The sequence below is a fragment of the Burkholderia sp. SCN-KJ genome, assembly GCF_024656005.1.
In the GTDB taxonomy this organism is placed as follows: Bacteria; Pseudomonadota; Gammaproteobacteria; order Burkholderiales; family Burkholderiaceae; genus Burkholderia.
The window spans coordinates 25,249-51,587 of sequence record NZ_JANKOG010000016.1; the positions used below are offsets into that span (position 1 = coordinate 25,249).

24 protein-coding genes and 1 pseudogene are annotated in these 26,339 nt (G+C 66.2%); 21 read left to right on the forward strand and 4 right to left on the reverse strand.

The window, feature by feature from the left end; translation table 11 throughout:
* The first annotated feature begins 181 nt into the window (after positions 1 to 181).
* The 7 genes from NQV17_RS24335 (at position 182) to uvrA (ending at position 12,496) form a co-directional block, all read left to right on the forward strand.
* On the forward strand, positions 182 to 415 hold the full coding sequence (locus NQV17_RS24335; protein WP_257774183.1) for a flagellar transcriptional regulator FlhD: 234 nt from the start codon (positions 182 to 184) through the stop codon (positions 413 to 415).
* 152 nt (positions 416 to 567) lie between these two features.
* Positions 568 to 1,962, forward strand: coding sequence for a phosphomannomutase/phosphoglucomutase (locus tag NQV17_RS24340; protein WP_257774184.1), 1,395 nt, complete (start codon positions 568 to 570; stop codon positions 1,960 to 1,962).
* Positions 1,963 to 2,069: 107 nt separating this feature from the next.
* Positions 2,070 to 2,378 carry an H-NS family nucleoid-associated regulatory protein gene (locus NQV17_RS24345; protein ID WP_124489813.1) on the forward strand — a complete coding sequence of 103 codons (309 nt, stop codon included), beginning with the start codon at positions 2,070 to 2,072 and terminating at the stop codon, positions 2,376 to 2,378.
* A gap of 106 nt (positions 2,379 to 2,484) precedes the next feature.
* Complete coding sequence (locus tag NQV17_RS24350) at positions 2,485 to 3,399, forward strand: LysR substrate-binding domain-containing protein (RefSeq protein ID WP_044846953.1); 915 nt, start codon at positions 2,485 to 2,487, stop codon at positions 3,397 to 3,399.
* A 183-nt stretch (positions 3,400 to 3,582) separates the two neighbouring features.
* Positions 3,583 to 4,857 (forward strand): dicarboxylate/amino acid:cation symporter, encoded by a 1,275-nt coding sequence (locus tag NQV17_RS24355; RefSeq protein ID WP_257774185.1) that lies wholly within the window; start codon positions 3,583 to 3,585, stop codon positions 4,855 to 4,857.
* Positions 4,854 to 6,320 carry an aspartate/glutamate racemase family protein gene (locus NQV17_RS24360; protein WP_257774186.1) on the forward strand — a complete coding sequence of 489 codons (1,467 nt, stop codon included), beginning with the start codon at positions 4,854 to 4,856 and terminating at the stop codon, positions 6,318 to 6,320. Before NQV17_RS24355 ends, NQV17_RS24360 begins: the two co-directional genes overlap by 4 nt.
* Positions 6,321 to 6,601: 281 nt before the next feature.
* The gene (gene uvrA, locus NQV17_RS24365) at positions 6,602 to 12,496 is read left to right on the forward strand and encodes an excinuclease ABC subunit UvrA (RefSeq protein WP_257774187.1); all 5,895 of its coding nucleotides are present in this window, start codon (positions 6,602 to 6,604) and stop codon (positions 12,494 to 12,496) included.
* A gap of 256 nt (positions 12,497 to 12,752) precedes the next feature.
* Here uvrA and NQV17_RS24370 read toward each other — a convergent pair whose 3' ends face one another.
* From NQV17_RS24370 to NQV17_RS24380, 3 genes are all read right to left on the reverse strand, one after another.
* Entirely contained in the window at positions 12,753 to 13,694 is a 942-nt protein-coding gene (locus tag NQV17_RS24370) for an amino acid ABC transporter substrate-binding protein (RefSeq protein WP_257774188.1), read from the reverse strand.
* A 13-nt stretch (positions 13,695 to 13,707) separates the two neighbouring features.
* Positions 13,708 to 15,015: a dicarboxylate/amino acid:cation symporter gene (locus NQV17_RS24375; protein ID WP_257774189.1), complete on the reverse strand. Its 1,308-nt coding sequence runs from the start codon at positions 15,013 to 15,015 to the stop codon at positions 13,708 to 13,710.
* 204 nt (positions 15,016 to 15,219) lie between these two features.
* Positions 15,220 to 15,909, reverse strand: a complete 690-nt coding sequence (locus NQV17_RS24380; RefSeq protein WP_257774190.1) for a glutathione S-transferase family protein — start codon at positions 15,907 to 15,909, stop codon at positions 15,220 to 15,222.
* A gap of 245 nt (positions 15,910 to 16,154) precedes the next feature.
* On the opposite strand from NQV17_RS24380, the gene NQV17_RS24385 reads away from it, so the two are divergent.
* From NQV17_RS24385 to NQV17_RS24440, 12 genes and pseudogenes are all read left to right on the forward strand, one after another.
* Positions 16,155 to 17,027: a LysR family transcriptional regulator gene (locus tag NQV17_RS24385; protein WP_257774191.1), complete on the forward strand. Its 873-nt coding sequence runs from the start codon at positions 16,155 to 16,157 to the stop codon at positions 17,025 to 17,027.
* Positions 17,028 to 17,084: 57 nt separating this feature from the next.
* Positions 17,085 to 17,294 (forward strand): annotated as a pseudogene (locus NQV17_RS24390) (aminotransferase); the annotation flags it as partial.
* A 176-nt stretch (positions 17,295 to 17,470) separates the two neighbouring features.
* Positions 17,471 to 18,220: an electron transfer flavoprotein subunit beta/FixA family protein gene (locus tag NQV17_RS24395; protein WP_175670069.1), complete on the forward strand. Its 750-nt coding sequence runs from the start codon at positions 17,471 to 17,473 to the stop codon at positions 18,218 to 18,220.
* 16 nt (positions 18,221 to 18,236) lie between these two features.
* A complete protein-coding gene (locus NQV17_RS24400) occupies positions 18,237 to 19,169 on the forward strand; it encodes an electron transfer flavoprotein subunit alpha/FixB family protein (RefSeq protein WP_257774192.1) in 933 nt (310 codons plus the stop codon).
* Positions 19,159 to 20,034 carry a CoA ester lyase gene (locus NQV17_RS24405; RefSeq protein ID WP_257774193.1) on the forward strand — a complete coding sequence of 292 codons (876 nt, stop codon included), beginning with the start codon at positions 19,159 to 19,161 and terminating at the stop codon, positions 20,032 to 20,034. The genes NQV17_RS24400 and NQV17_RS24405 overlap by 11 nt, the downstream gene beginning before the upstream one ends.
* Positions 20,035 to 20,564: 530 nt before the next feature.
* A complete protein-coding gene (locus NQV17_RS24410; protein ID WP_124519976.1) occupies positions 20,565 to 20,849 on the forward strand; it encodes a hypothetical protein in 285 nt (94 codons plus the stop codon).
* Between the two features lie 46 nt (positions 20,850 to 20,895).
* The gene (locus NQV17_RS24415) at positions 20,896 to 21,105 is read left to right on the forward strand and encodes a hypothetical protein (RefSeq protein WP_044846941.1); all 210 of its coding nucleotides are present in this window, start codon (positions 20,896 to 20,898) and stop codon (positions 21,103 to 21,105) included.
* 33 nt (positions 21,106 to 21,138) lie between these two features.
* Positions 21,139 to 21,351, forward strand: a complete 213-nt coding sequence (gene rpsU, locus NQV17_RS24420; protein ID WP_124487370.1) for a 30S ribosomal protein S21 — start codon at positions 21,139 to 21,141, stop codon at positions 21,349 to 21,351.
* Between the two features lie 193 nt (positions 21,352 to 21,544).
* A complete protein-coding gene (locus NQV17_RS24425) occupies positions 21,545 to 21,781 on the forward strand; it encodes a hypothetical protein (protein WP_257774194.1) in 237 nt (78 codons plus the stop codon).
* Positions 21,782 to 21,872: 91 nt separating this feature from the next.
* Positions 21,873 to 22,190, forward strand: coding sequence for a hypothetical protein (locus NQV17_RS24430; RefSeq protein WP_044846938.1), 318 nt, complete (start codon positions 21,873 to 21,875; stop codon positions 22,188 to 22,190).
* Between the two features lie 146 nt (positions 22,191 to 22,336).
* Positions 22,337 to 22,621, forward strand: coding sequence for a hypothetical protein (locus NQV17_RS24435; RefSeq protein ID WP_257774195.1), 285 nt, complete (start codon positions 22,337 to 22,339; stop codon positions 22,619 to 22,621).
* A 408-nt stretch (positions 22,622 to 23,029) separates the two neighbouring features.
* Positions 23,030 to 23,365 (forward strand): hypothetical protein, encoded by a 336-nt coding sequence (locus tag NQV17_RS24440; RefSeq protein ID WP_257774196.1) that lies wholly within the window; start codon positions 23,030 to 23,032, stop codon positions 23,363 to 23,365.
* Between the two features lie 141 nt (positions 23,366 to 23,506).
* Here the strand turns inward: NQV17_RS24440 and NQV17_RS24445 are convergent, their stop codons facing one another.
* The gene (locus NQV17_RS24445; protein WP_257774197.1) at positions 23,507 to 24,412 is read right to left on the reverse strand and encodes a LysR family transcriptional regulator; all 906 of its coding nucleotides are present in this window, start codon (positions 24,410 to 24,412) and stop codon (positions 23,507 to 23,509) included.
* A gap of 118 nt (positions 24,413 to 24,530) precedes the next feature.
* Between NQV17_RS24445 and NQV17_RS24450 the strand changes: the two genes are divergently transcribed.
* Together NQV17_RS24450 and NQV17_RS24455 are read left to right on the forward strand one after the other, a co-directional pair.
* The gene (locus NQV17_RS24450) at positions 24,531 to 25,121 is read left to right on the forward strand and encodes a flavodoxin family protein (RefSeq protein WP_257774198.1); all 591 of its coding nucleotides are present in this window, start codon (positions 24,531 to 24,533) and stop codon (positions 25,119 to 25,121) included.
* 69 nt (positions 25,122 to 25,190) lie between these two features.
* Positions 25,191 to 26,255 (forward strand): aldo/keto reductase, encoded by a 1,065-nt coding sequence (locus NQV17_RS24455; RefSeq protein WP_257774199.1) that lies wholly within the window; start codon positions 25,191 to 25,193, stop codon positions 26,253 to 26,255.
* Positions 26,256 to 26,339: the final 84 nt, after the last annotated feature.

A 26,339-nucleotide genomic window follows, 5' to 3' on the forward strand; every position in this document is an offset into this window, starting at 1 on the left:
AATCGACGTGCGCGCCACGGTACGCGCGCCTGCGCGCGCTGGCGGATCCGTTCAGAGCTTTGTCGGTCCGGCGCTGCGTTCGCGACGTACAGTGTGTCATCGAAAATCCGGCGAGTGCCGAACCACCGGGTCGAAGCGAATCGACCGGCAAAGCAAACGCGCTGGCCCTTCAAGACCGACCATGGCCGAACAACACGACATTTCCGATGCGATCGCGGAATTCAATCGATCGTATCTCATGCTTGCGAAGTGGCTGCTCCTCGTCAACCGGGGCGAGGCCACGCGGCAACTCGGCGTCTCGGAAATGACGGCATCGCGCATCGCATCGCTGACACTGGCCCAGATCGACCACCTCGCCACGCGCGGCAAGCTGTTTTGCGAGTTTCGCGACGAGTTCGCGCCAGGCTGTGCGTGAATTCGTCGCGCGACGGTTCGCCATGACATCGGCACGGCTTAGTCGTCAGGACGCAGGGACGTACGCGCGCCGCGACGGCATCCTGAATCCGAACGCAGTGCGCGATCACGCGACAGTCCGACTGCTTCGTGCATGCAACCCAGAGAGAATCGATGATCTCCCAATCCATCTTCAAGGCATATGACATTCGCGGTGTGGTCGGCAAGACGCTCGACGCCGACACGGCGCGCGCGATCGGCCGGGCCTTCGGCAGCGAAGTGCGCGCACAGGGCGGCGACGCGGTCGTCGTCGCGCGCGACGGCCGCCTGTCCGGGCCGGAGCTCGTCGGCGCGCTTGCCGACGGCCTGCGTGCGGCAGGCGTCGACGTCGTCGACGTCGGTATGGTGCCCACGCCGGTCGGCTATTTCGCGGCGAGCGTGCCGCTCGCGCTGAAGGACGGCGAGCGTCGCGTCGATTCGTGCATCGTCGTCACCGGCAGCCACAACCCGCCCGACTACAACGGCTTCAAGATGGTGCTGCGCGGCGCTGCGATCTACGGCGAGCAGATCCAGGCGCTGTACCGACGCATCGTCGACGAGCGCTATGAAACGGGCAGCGGCTCGTACGAGGCCCTCGACGTCGCCGATCAGTACATCGCGCGCATCGTCGGCGACATCAAGCTTGCGCGCCCGCTGAAGCTCGTCGTCGACGCCGGCAACGGCGTCGCGGGCCCGCTCGCGACGCGCCTGTTCAAGGCGCTCGGCTGCGAACTGGTGGAGCGCTTCACCGACGTCGACGGCACGTTCCCGAACCATCACCCCGATCCCGCGCACCCGGAAAACCTGCAGGACGTGATCCAGGCGCTGAAGGACACCGACGCCGAACTCGGCTTCGCGTTCGACGGCGACGGCGACCGCCTCGGCGTCGTCACGAAGGACGGCCAGATCATCTTCCCGGACCGCCAGCTGATGCTGTTCGCGGAGGAAGTGCTGTCGCGCAACCCGGGCGCGCAGATCATCTACGACGTGAAGTGCACGCGCCATCTCGCGCAGTGGGTGAAGGCGAAGGGCGGCGAGCCGCTGATGTGGAAGACGGGCCATTCGCTCGTGAAGGCGAAGCTGCGCGAGACGGGCGCGCCGCTCGCGGGCGAGATGAGCGGCCACGTGTTCTTCAAGGATCGCTGGTACGGCTTCGACGACGGTCTCTACACGGGCGCGCGCCTGCTCGAGATCCTCGCGAAGACGGCCGATCCGAGCGCGCTGCTCAATGCGCTGCCGGACGCGATGAGCACGCCGGAGCTGCAGCTCAAGCTCGAGGAGGGCGAGAACTTCCGCCTGATCGAGAAGCTGCAGCAGGAAGCGAAGTTCGACGGCGCCGACGAAGTCGTGACGATCGACGGGCTGCGCGTCGAGTACCCGGACGGCTTCGGCCTCGCGCGTTCGTCGAACACGACGCCGGTGGTCGTGCTGCGCTTCGAAGCGGAGACCAAGGAAGGGCTCGAGCGCATCCAGGCGGACTTCCGCCGCGTGCTGACGGCCGCGAAGCCGGACGTCGAGCTTCCGTTCTGAACGACGTGCGCACGCGCGTGACACCACCCGTTGACAACACAACGAACCGTTCGGGGCTTGCGCCCCGCTCGGCTTTTCATGGCGCCGGAGCAATTGGGAGGAAAGGGATGTCAGGCTATCGCGAATTGAAGGCGCAAGCCAATGAACTGATGAAACGTGCCGAGGAAGCGCGACAGGCCGAACTCGAGACCGTGCTGCAGGAGGTCCGTACCCGTGTCGCCGAATATGGGTTGACCCCGAGACAGATATTCGGCCGTCAGGGCAGTGCCGCAAGGACGGCGCGAAAAACGCCTGCCGTCGCGCCGAAGTACCGCGATCCGAACACCGGGGCGACGTGGTCCGGCCGGGGACGCGAGCCGGCATGGATCAAGGGGAAGCGCCGCGAGCGCTTCCTGATCGAGCGTCAGGAGGGTTGAACGCGACATTGCGCGCTGCCCATAAAATGGAGGCGTCCGTCGGCCCGCGCTTCGCCACGACCCTGGCGACGCGCGGGCCGGCTCACCCGCGACCTCCAAGGCCATCATGGAAATCAAATGGATCGAGGATTTCCTCGCGCTCGCGCAATACCAGAGCTTTTCCCGCGCGGCTGAATTTCGCAACGTCACGCAATCGGGCTTCAGCCGCCGCATCCAGTCGCTCGAGCAGTGGATCGGCGCCGAGCTGATCGACCGCAGCAGCTTTCCGCCGGTGCTGACGCCGGCCGGGCGCCTGTTCCGCGAAACGGCCGAAGACGTCATCAGCCGCCTGTACGATACCCGCGCGATCATCCGCACCGAGCAGCGGATCGCCGGCAAGAGCCTGCAGATTGCCGCGGGCCACACGATCGCGCTGAGTTTCCTGCCGGCCTGGCTCAAGGCGCTCGCGACGCATTTCGGCGAAGTGCGCGCGCGCGTCATTCCGACGAACGTCCACGACTCGATCCTGATGCTCGTCAACGGCAACTGCGAGCTGATGTTCGCGTATCACCATCCGGAGCTGCCGCTCCATCTCGACCCCGCGAAGTACGCGCACCTGACGGTGGGCCTCGACACGCTGATGCCGGCGTGCCGGCCGAACCGTCGATCGGCGCCCGCGTTTCGCCTGCCCGGAACGAAGCAGAATCCGCTGCCGCTGATTACCTACACGGAAACCAGCTACTTCGGCCGCTGTCTCGCGCTGCTGCTCGGCCGCGCGCCGGATGCGCCGGCCTTGCAGCTGCACTACGAGTCCGACATGGCCGAAGTGCTCAAGAAGCTCGTGATGGAAGGCGAGGGCGTCGCGTGGCTGCCCCGCAGCGCGATCGCCGCCGAACTGGCGGCCGGCGACCTCGTGCCGGCCGGCCCGGCGGCGTGGAACCTGGATGTCGAACTGCGCGTGTATCGCGACGTGTCCAATCGCAGCGAATTCCTCGACACCCTCTGGCAGCATCTGCGCGCGGCGCCTGCCCGGCTCGGCTGAATCAGGGTTTTCCAGCGTTATGCGGCGCTCGCATACCGCCATGTCGCACCGGCATCACGGCTTTTTCGAGCGTCCCTACCATTCGTTCCAACGGCACATGCGACGCGCGACCGGCGTCGCGCGGCCTTCTTCGCAGCGCTCGCCGCCTTCCGGCGGCCGGGTGCCACCCAAGGACGAATGGACATGAAAAATCGCCTCACCTTAAGCATCGCAGTCGGCATGATCCTCGGTGTCGTCGCCGGTTATGCGTGCCACGCCAACATCGCGGACCCGGCCACCCTGAAGACGATCGCCGGCTACTTCTCGATCGTCACCGACATCTTCCTGCGCCTGATCAAGATGATCATCGCGCCGCTGGTGTTCGTGACGCTCGTGTCCGGCCTGGCCGGCATGGACAGCGGCGAGGACGTCGGCCGCATCGGCCTGCGCTCGATCGGCTGGTTCGTCTGCGCGTCGCTGATTTCGTTGAGTCTCGGCCTCGTGATGGCCAATGCGCTGCAGCCGGGCGCCGGCCTGAACCTGATGGCGAGCGCGGGCGAGGTCAACACCGGACTGAACACCGCCGCACTGAACGCCCGGGACGTGATCACGCATGCGTTCCCGACCAGCCTGATCGATGCGATGGCGCGCAACGACATCCTGCAGATCCTGGTGTTCTCGATCTTTCTCGGCGTCGCGCTGAGTGCGTTGAAGCGCGACCCGCGCGTTAGCGTCGTGACCCAGGCGATCGACGGGATGGTGCCGGTGATGCTGCGCCTGACGAACTACGTGATGCGCGCGGCGCCGCTCGGCGTGTTCGGTGCGATCGCATCGTCGGTCACGCTGCGCGGGCTCGACGTGATCTACACGTACGGGAAGCTGATCGGCGCGTTCTATCTCGGCTTGCTGGTCCTTTGGGCGATCCTGGTCGGCGTCGGCTACGTGTTTCTCGGGCGGCGCGTCGGGAGCCTGCTGAAGGCCGTGCGCGAGCCAGCGCTGATCGCGTTCTCGACCGCCAGCAGCGAGGCCGCCTATCCGCGCCTGACCGAGCAGCTCGAGCGCTTCGGCGTCGACAAGAAGGTGGTGGGCTTCACGCTGCCGCTCGGCTACGCGTTCAACCTCGACGGATCGATGATGTATCAGGCGTTCGCGGCCATCTTCATCGCGCAGGCGTTCGGCGTGCACATGCCGCTGTCGGAGCAGGTGTTCATGCTGCTGGTGCTGATGCTGAGCAGCAAGGGCATGGCGAGCGTGCCGCGCGGCTCGGTGGTCGTGGTCGCGGCGGTCGCGCCGATGTTCCATCTGCCGGTGGCCGGCGTCGCGATGGTGCTCGCGATCGACCAGATCCTCGACATGGGCCGCACGATGACCAACGTGATCGGCAACAGCGTGGCGACGGCGGTGATCGCGAAGTGGGAGAGCCGGCGCGCCGCGCAGTCGCAGGACACAGTATTCGAGCAGCCGGAGCTGAACGCATGATGCGCACGGATACGGATGGCGTGAATGCGCGGAGGAAATTCGGCGTGATCGGCGGCCTCGGGCCGCTGGGCAGTGCCGACGTGTTCTTCAAGATGGTGAAGGCGACGCCGGCGTCGTCCGACGAGGAACACGCCGAAATGATCTTCGAGCAATACCCGTTCAAGGGCTCGGGGTCGGGCAGTGCGGCGACCATCGAGCGCAAGCTGTACGTGTTCGACATGATCCGGCAGTTCGAGAAGCGCGGCGTGACGACGGTCGTGCTGCCATGTTTCCTGAGTCACACGTTCATCGACGAGCTGAAGGCGAATACGCGCCTGCCGATCGTGGACATCGTCGAAGCCGTTCGCTACCACGTGCGGCGCAAATACCCGGACGCGACGCGCGTCGGCGTGCTGGCTTCCGACTACGTGCGGGACAAGCGACTCTTCGACACGTATTTCCCGTCGCCGCAGTTCGACGTCGTTCATCCGCGGACGCACGACGGGATCGATCTCGTGACGGAAGCCGTCTACGGTGCCGACGGCATCAAGCGCGGCAATCTGCGCGGCCGGCCGGTCGACCTGCTGCGCCGCGCATGCGCGGACCTGATCGATCAGCGCGTGCAGGTGATCGTCCCCGGCCTGACCGAGATCGCACTGGTCGCGGACGCCATCGGCCCGCTGCGCGTGCCGCTCGTGGATTCGAACCTCGCGTATGCGCAGTACGCGGTGACCGGGCACGCCGGTTCGCGCGCGGCGCCGTTCAAGGTCGGCGTGGTCGGCGGCGTCGGGCCGGCCGCGACGGTCGATTTCCTCGACAAGATCGTGCGCAACACGCCGGCGTCGCGCGATCAGGAACACATCAAGCTGCTGGTCGAGCAGAACCCGCAGATTCCCGACCGGACCGAGAACCTGACGGGCACCGGCACGGACCCGACGATCGCGTTGTACGCGACCTGCAAGAAGCTCGAGGACGGCGATGCCGACGTCATCGCGATTCCGTGCAACACCGCGCATGCGTTCGTCGAGCGGATCCAGCCGTACCTCGGCATTCCGGTCGTCAACATGCTGACCGTCACGGTCGCGCATCTGCGCGATACGTATCCGGGGCTGCGCGACGTCGGTGTGCTCGCGACCTCCGGCACGATCGAAAGCGGGGTCTACCAGAAGGCGCTGGAATCGCAAGGATTGCGACAGGTTGCACCGACGCCCGCATTGCAGGTGCGCGTGATGGAGGCGATCTACGGGAAGCAGGGCGTGAAGGCCGGTTTCACGACCGGCCAGTGCAAGGACGATATCGGCGCCGCTGTCGACGCGCTGATCGCCGAGGGCGTGCGGGTGATCGTGCTCGGCTGCACCGAGCTGCCGATCCTGCTGCCGGGCGGCGAATATGTCGCGCGGGACGGGCGTCGGGCGACGCTCGTCGATCCGACCGACGTGCTCGCCCGCACGTGCATTGCGTATGCGATGGCGGGTGGGGGCTGAGCTGGTGCCGGTGCGGGGCGCGAGCAGCAGACGCTCCGGAAGCGCGCGTCGTTCGGCGCGCTTCGACGATCGAGCTGCCGTCCGGGAAAGCCGGCGTGATCCGGCGCGTGTTCCCGGATTTGCCCTGTTCTTGGAAAACTGTATGAATATACAGTATAGTATCCGTCGAACTCGAGCGGCGCGGGCATGACCCGTGCGGCACGTGCGCCGCGCCTGCGGGCATCCGCCGCAGCGTTCCGGCACCGTGAAATCCGGCTAACTCATTCAGACGGGCAGGCAAATTGTCATCCAGCAATCTGATCCGCATTCGCGGAGCACGTCAGCACAACCTCAAGAACCTCGATCTCGACCTGCGCACCGGCGAAATGACGGTCGTCACCGGCCCGTCGGGCTCCGGCAAGTCGAGCCTCGTGTTCGACACGCTGTACGCGGAAGGCCAGCGGCGCTACGTCGAAACCTTCAGCGCGTATGCGCGGCAGTTCCTCGACCGGATGGACCGTCCGCAGGTCGAGCGCGTCGACGGCGTGCCGCCCGCGATCGCGATCGACCAGACCAACCCGGTCCGCAGCTCGCGTTCGACGGTCGGCACGATGACCGAGCTCAACGATCACCTGAAGCTGCTGTACGCGCGAGCGGCCGAGCTGTTCGACCGCCAGACCGCGCGGCAGGTGCGGCATGACACGCCGGAGACGATCTACGCGGAACTCGTCGAGCGCACGCGCGCCGACGATCCGCGCGTCGTCGTCACGTTCCCGGTCGAGTTGCCGGAAAGCGTGTCCGACGAAGAAATCGCGCAGTGGCTGTCGGCGAGCGGCTACACGCGCGTGCAGGCGCAGCGCGAAGTCGCGTCGCCCACCGGCCCGCGCAAGCTGCTCGACGTGGTGGCCGACCGCTTCCGCGTGCAGCAGGCCGACAAGGTGCGCGTGGTCGAGGCGATCGAGGCGTCGCTGAAGCGCGGCGGCGGCCGCGTCAACGTCTACGTGCTCGCGCCGGAAGCGGACAACGCGCTGGCCGAGCCGCAGGTGTGGCGTTTCTCCACCGGGCTGCACGATCCCGACAGCGACCTGCGCTACGCGGAGCCGCAAGCGGCGCTGTTCTCGTTCAACTCGGCCTACGGCGCGTGCGAGACCTGCCGCGGCTTCGGCCGCGTGATCGGCGTCGATCTCGGCCTGGTGATCCCCGACGCGCGCAAGACGCTGCGCGGCGGCGCGATCAAGCCGATGCAGACGCCCGCCTGGAAGGAGTGCCAGGACGACCTGATGCGCTACGCGGCAAAGGCCGACATCCGCCGCGACACGCCGTGGTCCGACCTGACCGATGCCGAGCGCGACTGGGTGATCAACGGCTCGCCGGACTGGAACGGCAAGTGGCAGAGCCAGTGGTACGGCGTGAAACGCTTCTTCGGCTATCTCGAATCGAAAGCGTACAAGATGCATATCCGCGTGCTGCTGTCGAAGTACCGCAGCTACACGCCGTGCGAGGTCTGCGGCGGCGCGCGCCTGAAGACGGAATCGCTGCAGTGGCGGCTCGGCTCGAAGGCGAACGCCGATGCGGTGCTCGCGCCCGCCGATCGTTTCATGCCGCGCGGCGTCGACTGGACGCGCGCGCAGCTCGAAGCGCTGCCGGGCCTGACGGTGCACGACCTGATGCTGCTGCCGATCGAGCGCATCCGCCGCTTCTTCGACGGGATCACGCTGCCGAGCGCGCTGCTCGACGATGCGCTGAAACTGCTGCTCGCCGAGGTGCGCACGCGCCTCAAATACCTGTGCGACGTGGGGCTCGGCTACCTGACGCTCGACCGGCAGAGCCGCACGCTGTCGGGCGGCGAGGTGCAGCGGATCAACCTGACCACCGCGCTCGGCACCTCGCTCACGAAAACGCTGTTCGTGCTCGACGAGCCGAGCATCGGGCTGCATCCGCGCGACCTCACGCGAATCGTCGAGGCGATGCAGCGGCTGCGCGACGCGGGCAATACGCTGGTCGTCGTCGAGCACGATCCGTCGGTGATGCTCGCGGCCGACCGGCTGATCGACATGGGCCCGGGCCCCGGCGAGCGCGGCGGCACGATCGTCTACGACGGCACGCCGGCCGACATCCGTGCCGCGCGCACGCTGACGGGCGAATATCTCGGCGGCCGCAAGCACGTCGCGCATGCGTCGAACTGGGCGCGCCGCCCGGTCGACGCGAACACGCCGCGCATCGTGCTCGAAGGCGCGACCGAGCACAACCTGCGCGACGTGACGGTCGAGATTCCGCTGCAGCGGCTCGTGTGCGTGACGGGCGTGTCGGGCTCCGGCAAGTCGACGCTGCTGCAGGACGTGCTCTATCCGGCAATGGCGCGCCACCACGGCAAGGCGACCGAGTCGCCGGGCGCGTTCCGCACGCTCACGGGTGCCGACCAGGTCGGCGACGTCGTGTTCGTCGACCAGTCGCCGATCGGCAAGACCACGCGCTCGAACCCGGCCAGCTACGTCGGCGCGTTCGACGAGATCCGCAAGCTGTTCGCGAAGGCGCCGCTCGCGCTGCAGCGCGGCTACGGCGCCGGCACGTTCAGCTTCAACTCGGGCGACGGCCGTTGCCCGACCTGCGGCGGCTCGGGTTTCGAGCACATCGAGATGCAGTTCCTGAGCGACGTCTACCTGCGTTGCCCGGATTGCGACGGCAGCCGCTACCGCGCCGAGATTCTCGAAGTGCGCATCGAGCGCGACGGCCGCGCGCTGAACATCGCCGACGTGCTCGACCTGACCGTCAGCGAGGCGGCCGCGTTCTTCGCGACCGACGCCGAGGTGCTGCGCGTGCTGCAGCCGATCGTCGACGTCGGCCTCGAATACGTGAAGCTCGGCCAGCCGGTGCCGACGCTGTCGGGCGGCGAAGCGCAGCGGCTGAAGCTGGCCGGCTTCCTCGCCGAATCGGCCGCCGCCGCGGGCGGGCGCCGGGTCGTCAGCGAAGAGGCGCGCATCGCGCGCGCGAAGCTGTTCATGTTCGACGAGCCCACCACCGGGCTGCACTTCGACGACATCGCGAAGCTGATGCAGGCGTTCGGCAAGCTGCTCGCGGCCGGCCATTCGCTGATCGTGATCGAGCACAACCTCGACGTGATCCGCGCGGCCGACTGGCTGATCGATCTCGGCCCGGAAGGTGGCGATGGCGGCGGCCTCGTGCTGTGCGCGGGCACGCCCGACGACGTGAAGGCGTGCGCGCAATCGCACACCGGCGTCGCGCTGCTGCAGTACGACCGCGCGATGGACGGCGAAACCGCGCTCGCCGACGAAGGCGTGCCGCTGCTGGCCGTGCTGAACGCCGCCCGCGAGCGGCGCGCGATCGAGGGCGAGGACGTCGTGCGGATCGTCAACGCGCGCGAGCACAACCTGAAGGCGCTCGACGTCGACATCCCGCACGGCAAGTTCAACGTGATCACCGGCGTGTCGGGTTCCGGCAAGTCGACGCTCGCGTTCGACATCCTGTTCCACGAAGGCCAGCGCCGCTACCTCGAATCGCTGAACGCGTATGCGCGCTCGATCGTGCAGCCGGCCGGGCGGCCGGAAGTGGACGCCGTGTACGGCATTCCGCCGACGGTGGCGATCGAGCAGCGGCTGTCGCGCGGCGGCCGCAAGAGCACGGTCGCGACCACGTCGGAAGTCTGGCACTTCCTGCGGCTGCTGTACGTGAAGCTCGGGCTGCAGCATTGCATCCACGACGGCACGCCCGTCACGTCGCAAACCGTCGAGTCGATCGCCGCGCAGCTGCTGCGCGACCATCGCGGCGAGCACGTCGGTTTTCTCGCGCCGCTCGTCGTCAACCGCAAGGGCGTGTATACCGATCTCGCGAAGTGGGCGAAGGCGCGCGGCAGCACGCATCTGCGCGTGGACGGCGAGTTCGTCACGGTCGATCCGTGGCCGAAGCTCGACCGCTTCCGCGAGCATACGATCGAGCTGCCGGTGGCCGACATCGTCGTGTCGCCGGACCACGAGGCCGAGCTGCGGCGCCTGCTCGACGAGACGCTCGAGCTCGGCAAGGGCGTGATGCACCTGCTCGCGCCGCTCGACGGGCTGCACCACGCGATGCAGAACGACCATTCGACCGCGCGCGTCGGCGAGGTCAAGGTGCTGTCGGTCAAGCGCGCGTGCCCGGTGTGCGGCACGAGCTACCCGGAGCTCGACCCGCGGATGTTCTCGTACAACAGCAAGCACGGCTGGTGCACGACCTGCGTCGGCACCGGCGTCACGCTCACGCGCGAACAGCGCGCGGCGTACGACGACACGGTGCTCGCCGGCGACGATCGCGGCCGCGAGCAGACCTTGCCGTCGGACGAGCAGGAACCGGAAGGCGTCGGCAACGAGCCGTGCCCCGATTGCGGCGGCACGCGCCTGAACCCGTCGGCGCGCGCGGTCACGTTCGACGCGCATCCGATCGTCGAGGTCGCGCAGTGGACGGTGTCCGATACGCGTCGCTGGATCGACGCGCTGGAACTGACCGGCCGCGACGCGCAGATCGCGCGCGACATCGTCAGCGAGATCGGCAGCCGCCTTGCGTTCCTCGAGGAAGTCGGGCTCGGCTACCTGAGCCTCGATCGCGCGGCGCCGAGCCTGTCGGGTGGCGAGGCGCAGCGCATCCGGCTCGCGGCGCAGCTCGGCAGCAACCTGCAGGGCGTGTGCTACGTGCTCGACGAGCCGACCATCGGCCTGCATCCGCGCGACAACCAGATCCTGCTGGACGCGCTGCGCAAGCTCGGCGACAAGGGCAACACGCTCGTCGTCGTCGAGCACGACGAGGACACGATTCGCCGCGCCGATCACATCATCGACGTCGGCCCGGGCGCCGGCAAGCGCGGCGGCACGCTGGTCGCCGAAGGGGCGGTCGCGGATCTGGCCGCGCAGCCCGATTCGGTCACGGGTCGGCTGCTCGCGCAGCCGATGACGCACCCGCTGCAGCCGCGCCGTGCGGTGAGCGTCGCGGGCAAGAAGGGCGCACCGGCGGTGCCGGAGGGCTGGCTGACCGTGCACGGCGCGACGCTGCACAACCTGCGTGACGTCACCGTCGGCATTCCGCTCGCGCGGCTCGTCGCGGTGACGGGCGTCAGCGGCTCGGGCAAGTCGACGCTCGCGCGCGACGTGCTGATGACAAACCTGCTCGACGCGGTTGGCCGCTCGGTGCTGTCGTCGCCGGCCACGCGGCGCGCGCGCAAGGCCGCGCAGCAGGATGCTCCGGCCACGAACCGCCGCGCGAGCGTGCTCGCACGCAGCGCGCCGCGGCCGTCGCTGAACGTCACGCATGCGTGGCAGGGCTGCGCGTCGCTGAGCGGCTGGGAGCAGATCGACCGCGTGCTCGAAGTCGACCAGACGCCGATCGGCAAGACGCCGCGCTCGTGCCCGGCCACCTACATCGGCGTGTGGGACACCATCCGCAAGCTGTTCGCCGATACGCTGGAAGCGCGGGCGCGCGGCTACACGGCATCGCGCTTCTCGTTCAACACCGGCGACGGGCGGTGTCCGGCCTGTGAAGGGCAGGGCGTGCGCACGATCGGGATGAGCTTCCTGCCCGACGTGAAGGTGCCGTGCGACGTGTGCCACGGGCAGCGCTTCAATCCGGAGACGCTCGCGGTCACGTGGCGCGGCCGGAACATCGGCGACGTGCTGACGATGGAGATCGACGAAGCGGTGGAATTTTTCGCACCGATTTCGAACATCGCGCATCCGCTGCAGCTGATGAAGGACGTCGGCCTCGGCTACCTGACGCTCGGCCAGCCGTCGCCGACGCTGTCCGGCGGCGAGGCGCAGCGGATCAAGCTCGTGACCGAACTCACGAAGGTGCGCGACGACATCACGCGGCGCGGCCAGAAGGCGCCGCACACGCTGTACGTGCTCGACGAGCCGACGGTCGGCCTGCACATGGCCGACGTCGCGAAGCTGATCCGCGTGCTGCACCGGCTGGTCGACGGCGGGCATAGCGTCGTCGTGATCGAACACGACCTCGACGTGATCGCGGAAGCCGACTGGATCATCGATCTCGGTCCGGAAGGCGGCGTTGGCGGCGGCACGATCGTCGCGGCGGCGCCGCCGGAAGGGCTCGCGCAGGTGAAGGCGAGCCATACCGGGCATGCGCTGAAGCCGGTGCTGGCGCGAACGGCGGCGCAAGACGGCGAAGCGGAGCGGCCGGGAGAAGTGCGGGTCGGTTGAACGCGGTGCTGCCGGTGAGCGGCCCCGGTGTCTGGGCAGGCACCGGGGCCGCTTTTGCATTCGTCCGTGCGATCGGCCGGTACGACATCCCGTCAACCGGGCACCCGGCATGAATACATGGCTGCCCGGGATAGCGTGGCCGGATGCGTCGCGGCTGCCGCGCAACGTAGGTGACGCCGGGGACGCCGGTGACGCTGCCGCATCACGCGCGACAGGAACGGCTCGTCCCGGTCGAGCGGAAGACGGCGGCGCTATCTCATTCGCCCTTGACGCCGATCGTCTCGATGATGGTCTCCAGCTGCGGGCTCATCGGCAGGTTGAGGCTCATGCCCGACGGAAGCGGGCGCAGGAACCAGCGCTTGTACTGGCGCGTGATCTCGCCGTCGACGGCCAGTTCCTCGAATGTGCTCTTCACGACCTGCGCGAGCTGCGGATCGTCCTTGCGGAACATGATGCCGTACGGGTCGTAGGACAGGAAGTCGCCGACCACGTCGTACTGGCCGCCCTTGCCCGCATTCACGGCAATCAGGCCGTACAGTAGCACGTCGTCCGTCGCGAACGCATCGGCGCCGCCGCTCGCGACGAGCGCGAAGCCCTGCGCATGATCCGGCACCACCTGCAGCTGGATCCCGAGCCTGAACCGCGCGTCCAGGTCGCGCAGCGCCTTCTCGTTGGTCGTGCCGGCCGTCACCGCGACTTTCTTGCCCGCGAGATCGCGGAACGAGCGGATCGGCGAGCCGCGTTTCACCATCACCTTCGTGCCGGCCACGAAGATGATCGGCGAGAACGCCACGCGCTTCTGGCGCTCAAGGTTGCTCGTCGTGGAGCCGCATTCCAGGTCGACCGTGCCGTTGACCACCGCGTCGATGCGGTTGTCGGACGTGACCGGCACCCAGCGGATCGTCAGGTTCCGGTTGACCGCATCCTCGATCGACGACACAAGCGCCTTGCAGAGCTCGATCGAATAGCCGATCGGCTGGTTGCGCGCGTTCAGATACGAGAACGGGATCGACGCGTCGCGATAGCCGAGCGCGATCGTGCCGCTGCTACGCACCTTCGCGAGCGTACCGGTCAGTCGGGCCGGCGCGAACGGCTCGACGCGCGGCGGCGTGGACGGCGCATCTTCCGCGCGCGCGGTCGCGCCCGCGGCAAGCAGGCCCGCGAGCGCGAGCGCACGCCAGAATCGCTGCATCTTCATCGCCGGGCCTCCGTCAGACGTCCGTCGGATGCGCAATCGTCGCTTCCTGTTCCGCTTCGATGCGTGCCAGGTTGGCTTCGGCTTCCGCTTCCGACATGAGCTGGTTTTCCCACTTCGCGACCACCGCGCTCGCGATCGAGTTGCCGACCGCGTTGGTGGCCGAGCGGCCCATGTCGAGGAACGTATCGACGCCGAGAATCAGCAGCAGGCCGGCCTCCGGAAGCCCGAACTGGTGCAGCGTGGCGGCGATCACGACGAGCGATGCGCGCGGCACGCCGGCCATCCCCTTCGACGTGAGCATCAGGACCAGCAGCATCGTGATCTGCGTGCCGATCGACAGGTGGATGTTGTACGCCTGCGCGATGAACAGCGACGCGAACGTGCAGTACATCATCGAGCCGTCGAGGTTGAACGAATAGCCCATCGGCATCACGAAGCTCGAAATCCTGCGTCGCACGCCGAACCGGTCGAGCGCATCGAGGATCTTCGGATACGCGGCTTCGGAGCTGGCCGTCGCGAACGACAGCATGAATGCTTCCTTGATCAGCACCAGCAACTTGAATACGCGCGGCCCGAGGAACAACAGCCCGGCACAGACGAGCAAGGCCCAGAGCAGGAACAGGCTCACGTAGAAGTCGCCCATGAACACCGCGAACTTCAGCAGCACCGACAGCCCGTTGACCGCGACGGTGGCGGCCATCGCGGCCATCACCGCGAGCGGCGCGAGCTTCATCACGTAGCCGGTGATCTTGAGCATCACGTGCGACAACTGGTCGATCGCGGCGACGAGGATCTTGCCGCGCTCGCCGAGCGCCGCGAGCGCGACGCCGAAGAACATCGAGAACACGACGATCTGCAGGATTTCGTTGTTGCTCATCGCCTCGGCGAACGACCTCGGCACCATGTGGCCGACGAAATCCTTGAGCGTGAACTTGGAGGTCGCGAGGTTCGCCGATGCGCCGATGTCCGGCAGCGGCAGGCCGAGGTTCTCGCCGGGGCGCAGCAGGTTCGCCATGAACAGCCCGAGCAGCAGCGAGATCAGCGACGCGGTGACGAACCAGCCGATCGATTTCGCGAACACGCGCCCGACCGATGCCGCGTCGCCCATGTGCGCGATGCCGACGACGAGCGTCGAGAACACCAGCGGTCCGATCACCATCTTGATCAGGCGCAGGAACACGTCGGACACGAGCGAGATGTATCCGGCGATTTCGGTGGTGGCCTTTTTGTCGGGAAAGCTCGTGAAGATCATGTAGCCGATCAGGATGCCTGCCACCATCGCGACCAGGATCCAGACGGCTGCAGCATTTTTTTTCTGCATCGTGCGCCTCCCATGCACCGGTTCCGCAACCGGGGATGGAAGGACAATACAGGACCCGAACGGCGATGAACAGTGCAACCGGGGGCGGGTTTGCGCTAGCGCCGTGTCGCGACCGATTGCCTGGCAAAGATCGTGCCGGTGGCACCCTGAGCCCGGTGCCGGCGCAACCCAATACGGGGCGCCGGCACGCAAAAGCGGTTCGGTTCAATCCTGAATGCGCAATACGTGATCGCGGATACGCGTCGACAGCATCGAGCAGCGCTTGAGCAGGAACTCCATCAGCCGCTGCGGATAGTCGGCCTGGACCGCTGCGCGCACGGACGGCCGTTCGGCGAGCCGTTGTCGCCATGCAGTGACCTTGGGCAAGCCCGCGAAGAACCCGAAGTCGTCGATCCGCTCGAACACGTCGAAGTAGCGGAACACCGGCCCGAATGCCGCGTCCACGATGCTGAAGTGCGCGCCGCCAAAATACGGGCCGGTGCCGAGCGTGTCTTCGAGCTGCTCGAATCGTGCGCGGATGTCACGGGTTGCTGCGGCCAGCGCCGTTTCGTCCGCAGCCGTGTAGAACCCCCACACGGCGTTCAGCAGTGCCGAAGCGAACTCGACCCAGGCGCGGTGCCGCGCCCGCTCTAGCGGCGCATCGGGATGCAGCCGCGGCGCGAGCGTCTCGTCGAGGTAGTCGCAGATCACGGCCGATTCGAAGATGGGCGCGCCATCGACGACCAGCACGGGGGTCTTGCCGAGCGGGGAAATCCTGCGAAACCAGTCCGGCTTGTTGCCCAGGTCGACGTCCGTCCGTTCGAACGGCACGCCTTTTTCGGTCAGCACGATGACTGCGCGCTGGACGTAGGGGCACAGCACGTGGCTGACGAGGTGGTATTGGGGCGTGCTCATGTCGTCGCCTCGCCGTGGCAGGCCACGTCAGGCGCGAAGCGCTGGCTGCGCCGGCCCAACGCCACGCGGAGCCGCAACGCGCCATAGGCAGCGGCATTGTCACTCGTCGAAATCGATTGGTTCATATCGGCACCCGTTGGGAGAGTTGGCAAGGCGGCACCGAATTTGACATTGCGGAAGTGCTTGAGCAATACGCATGATTACAATGGCGGATTGCAAAAATGCAATGCACGGGGGATAACCGGATGCCATACAAGCTCAGCGCAGCAGACCTCGAAACGATACTGGCGCTGTCTCGCTCGGGCACGCTGGTTCAGGCGGGCGAGCGACTGGACGTGGATGCGTCGACCGTGTTTCGCAACCTCAGGCGGATCGAGCGCGGCCTGCAGCAGCAGTTGTTCGAACGGACCCGCTCAGGCTATCGCGCGAAGGAAATCGCGCTGGCGCTGGCCGAATACGCGGAGCAAGTGGAAGTGCAGGTCGAATCGGCCCGCTCGATCGCGCAACAAGCGCCCGAGCAAGTGGCGGGCACCGTGCGCATCACCACCACCGACACGATTCTGCACGGGCTGGTCGGGCCGGCGCTGAAGCAGCTGGAAGCCGTCCACCCGCGGCTTGCGTACGAGCTGGACACCGGCAACGAGATCGCCGACCTGGGGCGCCGCGATGCCGATATCGCGGTGCGTGCGACCCGGCAGCCCCCGGAATATCTGGTGGGCAAGCATGTCGGGTCGATCGACGTGGCGCTTTTCGCGTCGAGGCACGACGCCGCAGTACGCCGTTATGAAGACGTCACGGCGGGCAAGGCACGCTGGATCGCGCCGGACGACGCGCTGCCGGGCCACCCGTCGGTCATCTGGCGCAAACGTCATTTCAGGAAAGTGGTGCCGCACTACAAGGTCGACAGCATCCTGACCGTGATGGAGCTGGTCGCCCTGGGCATGGGCGTCGGCATACTGCCGATGTTTCTGACACGCGGCCGCTCCGATCTCGTGCAATTGACCGATGTCCTGCCCGACTGCCGGACCGAGCTGTGGGTGCTGACCCACCGGGAATCGCGACATCTGCTGCGGGTCTCGACCGTATTCAAATATCTGTCGACGACGCTGAAGATCTGACCGTGTGCTTCGGTGCGCGGCGATGCGGGCGCATCGCGCCACGGGGCCTGACGGGTCGCGAACCTCGAACCGACGCAGGCGGTGCGGGAATACGAAAAGCATGGCGTGATCGTCCATGAGCGCGTTGCGTCGAGCCTGTATTCGGGGCGGATGCTGAAATCGTTCGGGCTCGGCGGCGCTGTGCGGATATCGCCGCTCCATTGCCATGCGCCCGACGATATCGCGCGATTCCTGGCGATTACCGCCACGCTGGCAGCGAACCGCTGATCGACGACACGGCCCGGATCATCCGGGCCGTGTCGCATTCGGCGCCGGAAAACGCGCGGCGCAATAGGTTCGGGCTATGACCGGCAGAGTCAATGGATAGTTGTCGCCGGCCGGGTTTGCGCGTGTAATGGCCTGCGAAACCGGATGATGCCAACGACTCGATGGAGGAGCAGCGCGTGAAGATCGTCGTAGCAGTGAAAAGAGTGGTCGATTACAACGTGAAGGTCCGCGTGAAGTCGGACAACACGGGCGTCGACATCGCGAACGTGAAGATGTCGATGAACCCGTTCGACGAAATCGCGGTGGAAGAAGCGGTGCGGCTGAAGGAAGCGGGTGTGGCGACCGAAGTGATCGCGGTGTCGGTCGGCGTGACGCAAGCGCAGGAAACGCTGCGCACGGCGCTGGCGATCGGCGCGGATCGCGCGATCCTCGTCGAGTCGAACGACAGCGTCGAGCCGCTGGCCGTCGCGAAGATCCTGAAGGCGCTGGTCGACAAGGAACAGCCGCAACTCGTGATCCTCGGCAAGCAGGCGATCGACGACGATTCGAACCAGACCGGCCAGATGCTGGCCGCGCTGGCTGGCCTGCCGCAAGCGACGTTCGCATCGAAGGTGACGATCGCCGACGGCAAGGCGACGGTTGCACGTGAAGTGGACGGCGGTGCGGAAACGCTGTCGCTGACGCTGCCGGCGGTCGTGACGACCGACCTGCGCCTGAACGAGCCGCGCTACGTGACGCTGCCGAACATCATGAAGGCGAAGAAGAAGCCGCTGGAAACGGTGAAGCCGGAAGACCTCGGCGTGGACGTCGCGCCGCGTCTGAAGACGCTGAAGGTGGCCGAGCCGCCGAAGCGCGCGGCCGGCGTGAAGGTGCCGGACGTGAAGACGCTGGTCGAGAAGCTGAAGACCGAAGCCAAGGTGCTGTAAGAGGGAGCGCAAAGAAATGACGATTCTGGTGATTGCAGAACACGACAACGCGTCGATCAAGGCCGCGACGCTGAACACGGTGGCGGCGGCCGCGAAGATCGGTGGCGACATCCACGTGCTGGTCGCAGGCCACAACGCGCAGGCAGCGGCGGACGCAGCAGCGAAGATCGCAGGCGTGTCGAAGGTGTTGCTGGCCGATGCGCCGCAACTCGAAGCGGGCCTCGCAGAAAACGTCGAAGCGACCGCGCTGAACATCGCGAAGGACTATTCGCACATCCTCGCGCCGGCAACGGCTTACGGCAAGAACATCGCACCGCGTATCGCCGCGAAGCTGGACGTCGCGCAGATCTCCGACATCACGGCTGTTGACAGTGCCGACACGTTCGAGCGCCCGATCTACGCGGGCAACGCGATCGCGACGGTGCAGTCGAGCGACCCGATCAAGGTCATCACGGTCCGTGCGACGGGTTTCGATCCGGTGGCAGCGGAAGGCGGCAGCGCAGCGGTCGAGAAGATCGAAGCGGCGGCGGACGCCGGCAAGTCGCAATTCGTGAGCCGTGAAGTGACGAAGCTGGACCGTCCGGAGCTGACGTCGGCAAGCATCATCGTGTCGGGTGGCCGCGGCCTGGGCAGCGGCGAGAACTACACGAAGGTTCTTGAGCCGCTGGCGGACAAGCTGAGCGCCGCACTCGGCGCATCGCGCGCGGCAGTCGACGCCGGCTACGTGCCGAACGACTATCAAGTCGGCCAGACCGGCAAGATCGTCGCACCGCAGCTGTACATCGCGGTCGGCATCTCGGGCGCGATCCAGCATCTGGCCGGCATGAAGGATTCGAAGGTGATCGTCGCGATCAACAAGGATCCGGAAGCGCCGATCTTCAGCGTGGCCGACTACGGCCTCGTCGGCGATCTGTTCGAACGGGTTCCGGAGGTGGTCGATGCCGTCTGATGCCGCGATGCGCGCCGGCGGCGGCCACGTGGCGCCGGCCCAGTCGTATTTGTTCGTGCCGGCGAGCAAGCCGGAGCGCTTCGACAAGGCGCTTGCAAGCGGCGCCGATGCGATCATCCTCGACCTCGAGGATGCCGTCGAGCCGGAGGCGAAAGTGGCGGCGCGCGATGCGATAGCGGCGTGGGTTGCGCCCGAGCATCCGGTGCTCGTGCGGATCAACGCGCGGAACACGCGATGGTTCGAGGCCGATGCCGCGCTCGGCGCGTTGAAGGGCGTGGCCGGTATCGTGCTGCCGAAGGCCGAGCGCGCTGACGACGTGTGCGCCGCCGTTGCGCTCGCGCGCCGGCGTGTGCCGGTCTATCCGCTGATCGAAAGCGCACACGGCATGTGGAACGCGCTCGATGTCGCGAAAGCGCCGTACGTCGAGCGGTTGATGTTCGGCACGCTCGATTTCATCGCGGACATGGGCATGTCGGACGATGGCGTTTCGCTCAATCACTTCCGCTCGCAACTCGCGCTGATCTCGCGGGTGGCCGGGATCGAATCGCCGGTCGACGGCGTGACGCCGGATATCGATGACGGCGAGCGTATCGCGCGCGATGCATTCAACGGCAAGCAGTTGGGATTCGGCGCGAAGCTGTGCATCCATCCGAAGCAGATCGGCTTCGTGCACCGATGCTTTCGACCGAGCGACGACGAAGCGCGCTGGGCGCGGCGGGTGCTCGATGCGATGCGCGATTCGAATGGCGGCGTGGTGACGGTCGACGGGAAGATGGTCGATCGGCCGGTGCTGTTGCGCGCCGAGCGGATCGCCGCGCTGGCTGCAGCCGTCAACGCCGGATCGAACGCCGCCGCCGGCGAATGATCGGCGGCGTGAGTCGGGGTGGCCACGGCTGTCCGCTATCGTCGGATCAATGAACGGGTGCGTGCATGCCTCGGCGGCTTGCATTAGGCGAAGTTGCTTCTGTATTCGGTCGACTGACGGAAGATGGTGGAGATGCAAAAGTCCGGTCGCCGGGAAGATGCTCGTCGACGACAGTGATCGGCGTCATCTTCATCTGGTCGACTCGCCACGTCGAAAGCGTTTCGATGAACGAGGGCACGACGGCATGGGGTGAGCCGCGATCACGGCGCGACAACGCACTTCGTCATCTGCCTCGTTGCGGTCGAAATAAGATGGACACTCGATCGACGATGCGCGTATGATGGTTTCGTTCGAGCCTCCATTTGCTGTTCGACCGCTCGCCCTCCACCTGCCACCGTGTTGCGTCGCGCATTGCCTCGCGCGCAACGTTTGTCCCTTTCACCACGACCCGTCGCGCCATGCATCAGGCGATGCTGGCTGCCTACGCTCGTCCTTGCGAGTCGCCGAGAAGCGATCGTCAGGAGTTCATGATGAGCATGCATATCTACCGTGGATTCGAGATCTATCCACTGATTTACCCGCACGTGCCTGCGCTGGATGGCTTGCCGCACAACTACGAGGCCGGCTTCGACGCAGCGGTCAAGATTTGTCTTCGCGGCACCACCGATACGCTGACGCAGAGCCAGACTTTCAGGCTCGTCGGCGACGGCCCGTTCGACACGGCCGGTGACGCACGGCGTGCGTCGCTGCGCTATGCCGAGCGCGTCATTGACGACGATCGCGAAAAGCTGGCCTTCTTTTCGGACGCCCTCTGACACGACTCGCATGGCAGCTTGACTTGCCATCAATTTGGAGAGCGAAATGATCGTCGACGAGCTTCTCGATCTGGTCCAGCGGTGCAAGCTCACTCGGAGCGATGCTGTCCTGCCCGCTGGAATGACCCATTCTGCGCGGTGCCATCAACAAGAGCTGCAGATGTTCGCGGCGGTGCGCGCATTTTCGATCGGAGCCGGGTATTCGGAGTTCGAATCCGACGCGATAGCGAGCACCGTCATGACACGACTCGGCTAGTTTTTTAGCCGAACGTTTTCCAACAGGCATTACATGACAACCATCACACTGAAGATCAACGAACCCATCGATGTCGCGCTGCGGCGCTTCCGGCGCGGTATCGAGAAGACCGGGCTGATTCGCGAGTTGCGCAGTCGCACCAGCTACGAAAAGCCCACGACGGAGCGCAAGCGGAAAAAGGCCAGTGCCGTTGCCCGGCAGCGCTTGCGGGCGAAGCGCATGCTGCCGCCCCGCAAGATGTACTAGAAGAACGGCGGGAACAGCGTGCCGGCCGAGGGGGCCTTGCGTCGCCATCCCGATCCCCGGCATGCGGTACGGCGGCCGGACGACGCAGGCAGCATGCCGGCCGGCCGCCTCGCAGCGGCAGGAAGAATGATCGGTACGCCCGTCGCGCCGTGCAGCAAGTCAGGATGAAAATCATGATCAGAAGGCGGCAAACATGAGCTGGTACTGCGAAGCGGAACGCGAGTTGGCCCATATCAGACGATCGGTCGGGCTGCTCGAGCAAGCGCAACACGCCTTCATCAACAGATCGTCCGTGAACGATCCGGCGTACTGGAGAGTCAAGCTCGACAAGCTCCGCACACAATCCGAGCGAAGCAAGGTCCTCGCACTGCAGGTGGACGAGCTTTTGGTCCGCCTCGAACGCATTCAGGATTCGCGCTGCCGAAAATAGGAAGCTGCTCCTTCGTTCTCGTCTTGTTTCGGGTGCACGCGCATGGCAGGGAGCAGCCCACGGGAGTCGCATTCGAATTTCGGAGCAACACATGATTGACGCTAACCCAGGCAACACGTTTCGACACCTTCCACTCTCGCCCGAGCAAGACGCGGAAATCCGGCACTATATAAAGAAGAAGGCGCAAAAGGGCGAACCATGGGACACCCCCGAGTTGGCCATGATGCTCGCAGACATGCTTTCCCCGCCGCCTGGCGACGACGAGCAGCCAGAGACTACCGTTGAAGAAGTGAAACTGGCCTGCGAATATGCATTGACTTCGATCGACGAAGCCATGGAACCCGTATCCGCAAGTGAAGAGCGACTCGCCGCGATGGAAGCCGAGGAAATGAAGCATCCCAGGCGGTAACGCAGCCACGATGCCCGACGCTCGAGCCCCAGCTGCGCCACCGCCTTCTTGCCTTCAGCCAAATTGAGCGGCCAGCCCTCCCTCCGCCCATTGCGTCGCGTACGCAATCGCATCGTCGCGCGCATCGAAGCCGGCCAATTCTGCTCATGAGCATTGATCACCGTTCGATACCCTATTACCTGATCCTGCGCGGTGGCTGGTCGACCTGTGTGCTGAATGCGGACCGTGTCGTGCTGCGCCGTGAAGCCAGTCCGCTGTTGCGTGCGTTTGCGCGAACTCACGGAGAATGGGCAAGTATCGAAGGCGTCGCATGGAACACCTTCTCCGATACTGAAGGCCTTTCAGTGATCGAGCGACGGGAGACGCGATGCTATGCGCTGGTCAAGGGAACGGAAACCGAGCACCAGTTGCGATTGTTGACGACCCTCTGACGTCAAGATGCGGGCGAGTCTCGCACGGTCCGACGAACGGGAAAGCTGAAGTTCGGTGCCGTGTGCGGTATGGTCGTCGCGGTCTCAAGCATGCTCGCCGAGGGTCGGGCAGATTCGCCTATCAACACCACGTTTCCAGCCGATTCATGGGCATGCCAGCAAGCGGTCTTCGACTCATGGCGCTATCCATGACGACGCTGCCCCGTGCCGGACAGCATCGTTGCAGCCCATCGCGATATGCCGACAGCATGGCAGGCGGCGTTCGCGCTGCGCCGAGGGCAGTCCGATTCGGCGTGAAGGGCGACGAAGTCAGCCTGCGCGGCCGCAGGAACGCGTATTGCACGGTGGTCGGCGTAGTCGTATTCGCGGCCGCGGAATCAGGCTGAAGCTGCGTCACTGGAGAAGTCGGTGAGCACCGAGAGAGAGCTTTTTGAACAATGGTGGTTCCGCGACGCGCCGGTGGAATATCGCGCCGACCTGGCCTATCGCGTTCGGGACCAAGGCGGCTATGTCACGGGAACACGCGCGGCGGCCGCCTGGGATGGATGGCAGGGAGCGCGTCAGGGCCAGAACTGGATTCCGGCGGATCAGCACTGCCCGACGCGTCAAGATGCGGACTCGGCGTCTAATGTGTTGGCGTGGGATTCACGAGGATTTGCGGTCGTCGCTCGATTCGACGAAGTCGCGCTGCTGCAGTCGGCGTACACGCACTGGATTCCTCTGCCGGCCGCCCCGAAGGATTAGCTGCGGCGTCGCGACGCGAGGTCGCCGGTTACGGCGCAGCTTGCCGTTACCCGATGTCGGCGGCTCGGCCAGTCGCATGAGCGGCCTCATCGGTTTCCCGGCCACGGGCCATGCCCCCCGAGCCGATCCGCCGCGCCGCCCTCAGTCGAAATAAGGCTCCAGCACCCGCTCGATCCAGTCCATGAACGCCCGAACGCGCGGCGACAGATTGCGCCGATGGGCCACGACGAGCCACGCGGCCAGCGGCTCCGGGCGCAGATCGGGCAGCACCTCCACCAGCGCGCCTCTTTCGATGTGAGTCGCGACCCCTGAATATCCGGCCTGGATCAAGCCGATGCCGGCCAGCCCGGCAGCGTGATAGGTCTGCACGCTGTTGACCTGCATCGCGCTCGGCAACGGCAGCGACGCATAGCCGGTGCCGTTCGGGTACTCCCATCCCGGATGACGCGCGCCGAGTGTCAGCGTGTAGTGGACCATCCGGTGTCCCTGGCCGAGCAGATCGTCGAGCGTATGCGGTACGCCGTACCGCGCCAGGTAGCCGGGGCTCGCCGCATTGATCATCCGCAGCCGGCCCAACGGTCGCGCGATCAGCGTCTCGTCCACGATCGGGCCCAGACGGATCACGCAATCGAAGCCTTCCTGGACGAGATCGACTCGCCGATCGGTGCTCGACAGCTCCAGTTCCAGCTCCGGATGCGCGGCCATCAGTTGCGGGAGTGCGGGAACCACGACACTGCGGGCCAGTTCGGTCGGCATGTCGACGCGCAATCTTCCCCGCAGTCGCGAGCCGTTGCCGGAGAACATCGACTGCAATTCCTGGACTTCGGCCAGCAGGTCCCGTGCGCGCGAATAGAACGCGCGTCCGTCCTCGGTCAGCTGCACGCTCCGCGTCGTCCGATGCAACAGCGCAACGCCCACGTCGCGCTCGAGTCGACGGATCACCATCGAGACACGTCCCTTCTGGATGCCCAGGCTTTCGGCTGCCCGCGTGAAGCTCGTCATTTCGGCGACACGGGCAAAGATCAACAGCGCATCGAGGTTTTGCATTGTTCACTCGGCGAGTAACAGAACGTTCAATCGGCCGTTATTTATAACTCAATTGCGACTCAGTAGAGTGCTTTCCGATGTCGTCTCCCGACGACCACCTGAACGAAAGGGCGCAACCATGACACAACACATCGCACCGGTTAAGACGGCCGTCGTCTACCACTCCGGCTATGGGCATACCCAGCGTATGGCAACGGCTGTCGCCGAGGGCGCGGGCGCCGTCCTCGTTGCAATCGACGCCGACGGAAACATCGCGCCGGACGCGTGGGACACGCTCGCGGGCGCCGACGCCATCCTGTTCGGCTCGCCGACCTACATGGGCGGCCCCAGCTGGCAGTTCAAGAAGTTCGCCGATGCATCGTCGAAGGCGTGGTTCGACGGCCGGTGGCGCAACAAGATCTTCGGCGGCTTCACCAATAGCGCGAGCGTCAACGGCGACAAGCTCAATACGCTCGAATACTTCGTGCTGCTCGTCGGGCAGCACGGCGGCGTCTGGGTGAGCATGGACATCAAGCCGGCGAACCTGAAGGCGTCGATGCGCGACGACCTGAATCGCATGGGCTCCTATCTCGCGCCGATGGCGCAGACGCCGGCCGACGCGTCGCCCGACGAGATGTCGCCGGGGGATCTCGAGACGGCACGCCGCTATGGCGCACGCGTCGCAACGATCGCCGGACAGTTTCGGGCAGGGCACGCGCGAATCAGCTGACATCCCGGCGTGCGGGGCGCCTGACCGGACGCCACCGCATGCTTTCCAGCCGACCATGAGGAAACGGCCATGAAATACAAGCAACTGGGCCGCACCGGCCTGTATGTCTCCGAGCTGTGTCTCGGCACGATGACGCTGGGCGGCAATGCCGATGCCGGCATGTGGGCGTCGATCGGCGCGGTCGGCCAGGACGACGCGACCCGGCTGATTTCCCGCGCGCTGGCCGAGGGCATCAACTTCATCGATACCGCTGACATCTATTCCTTCGGTCAGTCGGAACGCCTCGTCGGACAGGCGCTCCGGGACCTCGGCGTGCCGCGCGGCGAGATCGTGCTGGCGACGAAGACGGCGGGCGTGATGGGCCCGAAGCCCAACGATCAGGGGGCATCGCGCGGCCACATCATGGATTCCGTGCAGCGAAGCCTGGAACGGCTCCAGGTCGACCACATCGACCTCTACCAGATACATGCGAACGATCCCGTCACGCCGATCGAGGAGACGCTGCGGGCGCTCGACGATCTGACGCGGCAGGGGCTGGTTCGCCATGTCGGCGTCTCGAACTGGCGCGCCGGAAAGATCGGCAAGGCGCTCGGGCTCAGCCAGGCGCTCCATGCGACGCGCTTCGAGACGCTGCAGGCCTACTATTCGATCGCCGGACGGGACGTCGAGCACGAACTGGTGCCGCTCGCGATCGACGAGCAGATGAGCCTGCTCGTCTGGTCGCCGCTCGCCGGGGGACTGCTTTCGGGGAAGTTCGGCCCCGGGGCGCCGGCCGAAGCAGGGTCGCGGCGCAGCCATTTCGATTTTCCGCCGGTCGATCTCGAGCGGGCCTGGCCGTGCGTTGCCGCGATGCGCGCCATCGCCGACGCGCGAGGTGTGTCGGTCGCGCGGATCGCACTCGCGTGGTTGCTCGCCAAGCCGCATGTCACGAGCGTCATCATCGGCGCCAAACGGATCGAACAGCTCGAAGACAATCTCGGCGCGGCCGAGGTCGCGCTGACCGCGGACGAACTCGCGCATCTTGATGCCGTCAGTGCGGTGCCTGCCGGCTATCCCGGCTGGATGATCGATCGCCAGGCGGCGGGCAGGCGGCCGCAGCCGTTCACGCGCGGCGCGTCGAAACAGGACCGGTGACGCCGCATCGCGCGGCGCGGCGTTCGGCCCGCGCGATGCGGTCGCCGCGGCGGTAACGGCTAGAATTGCGGTTTTAGCCCGGAA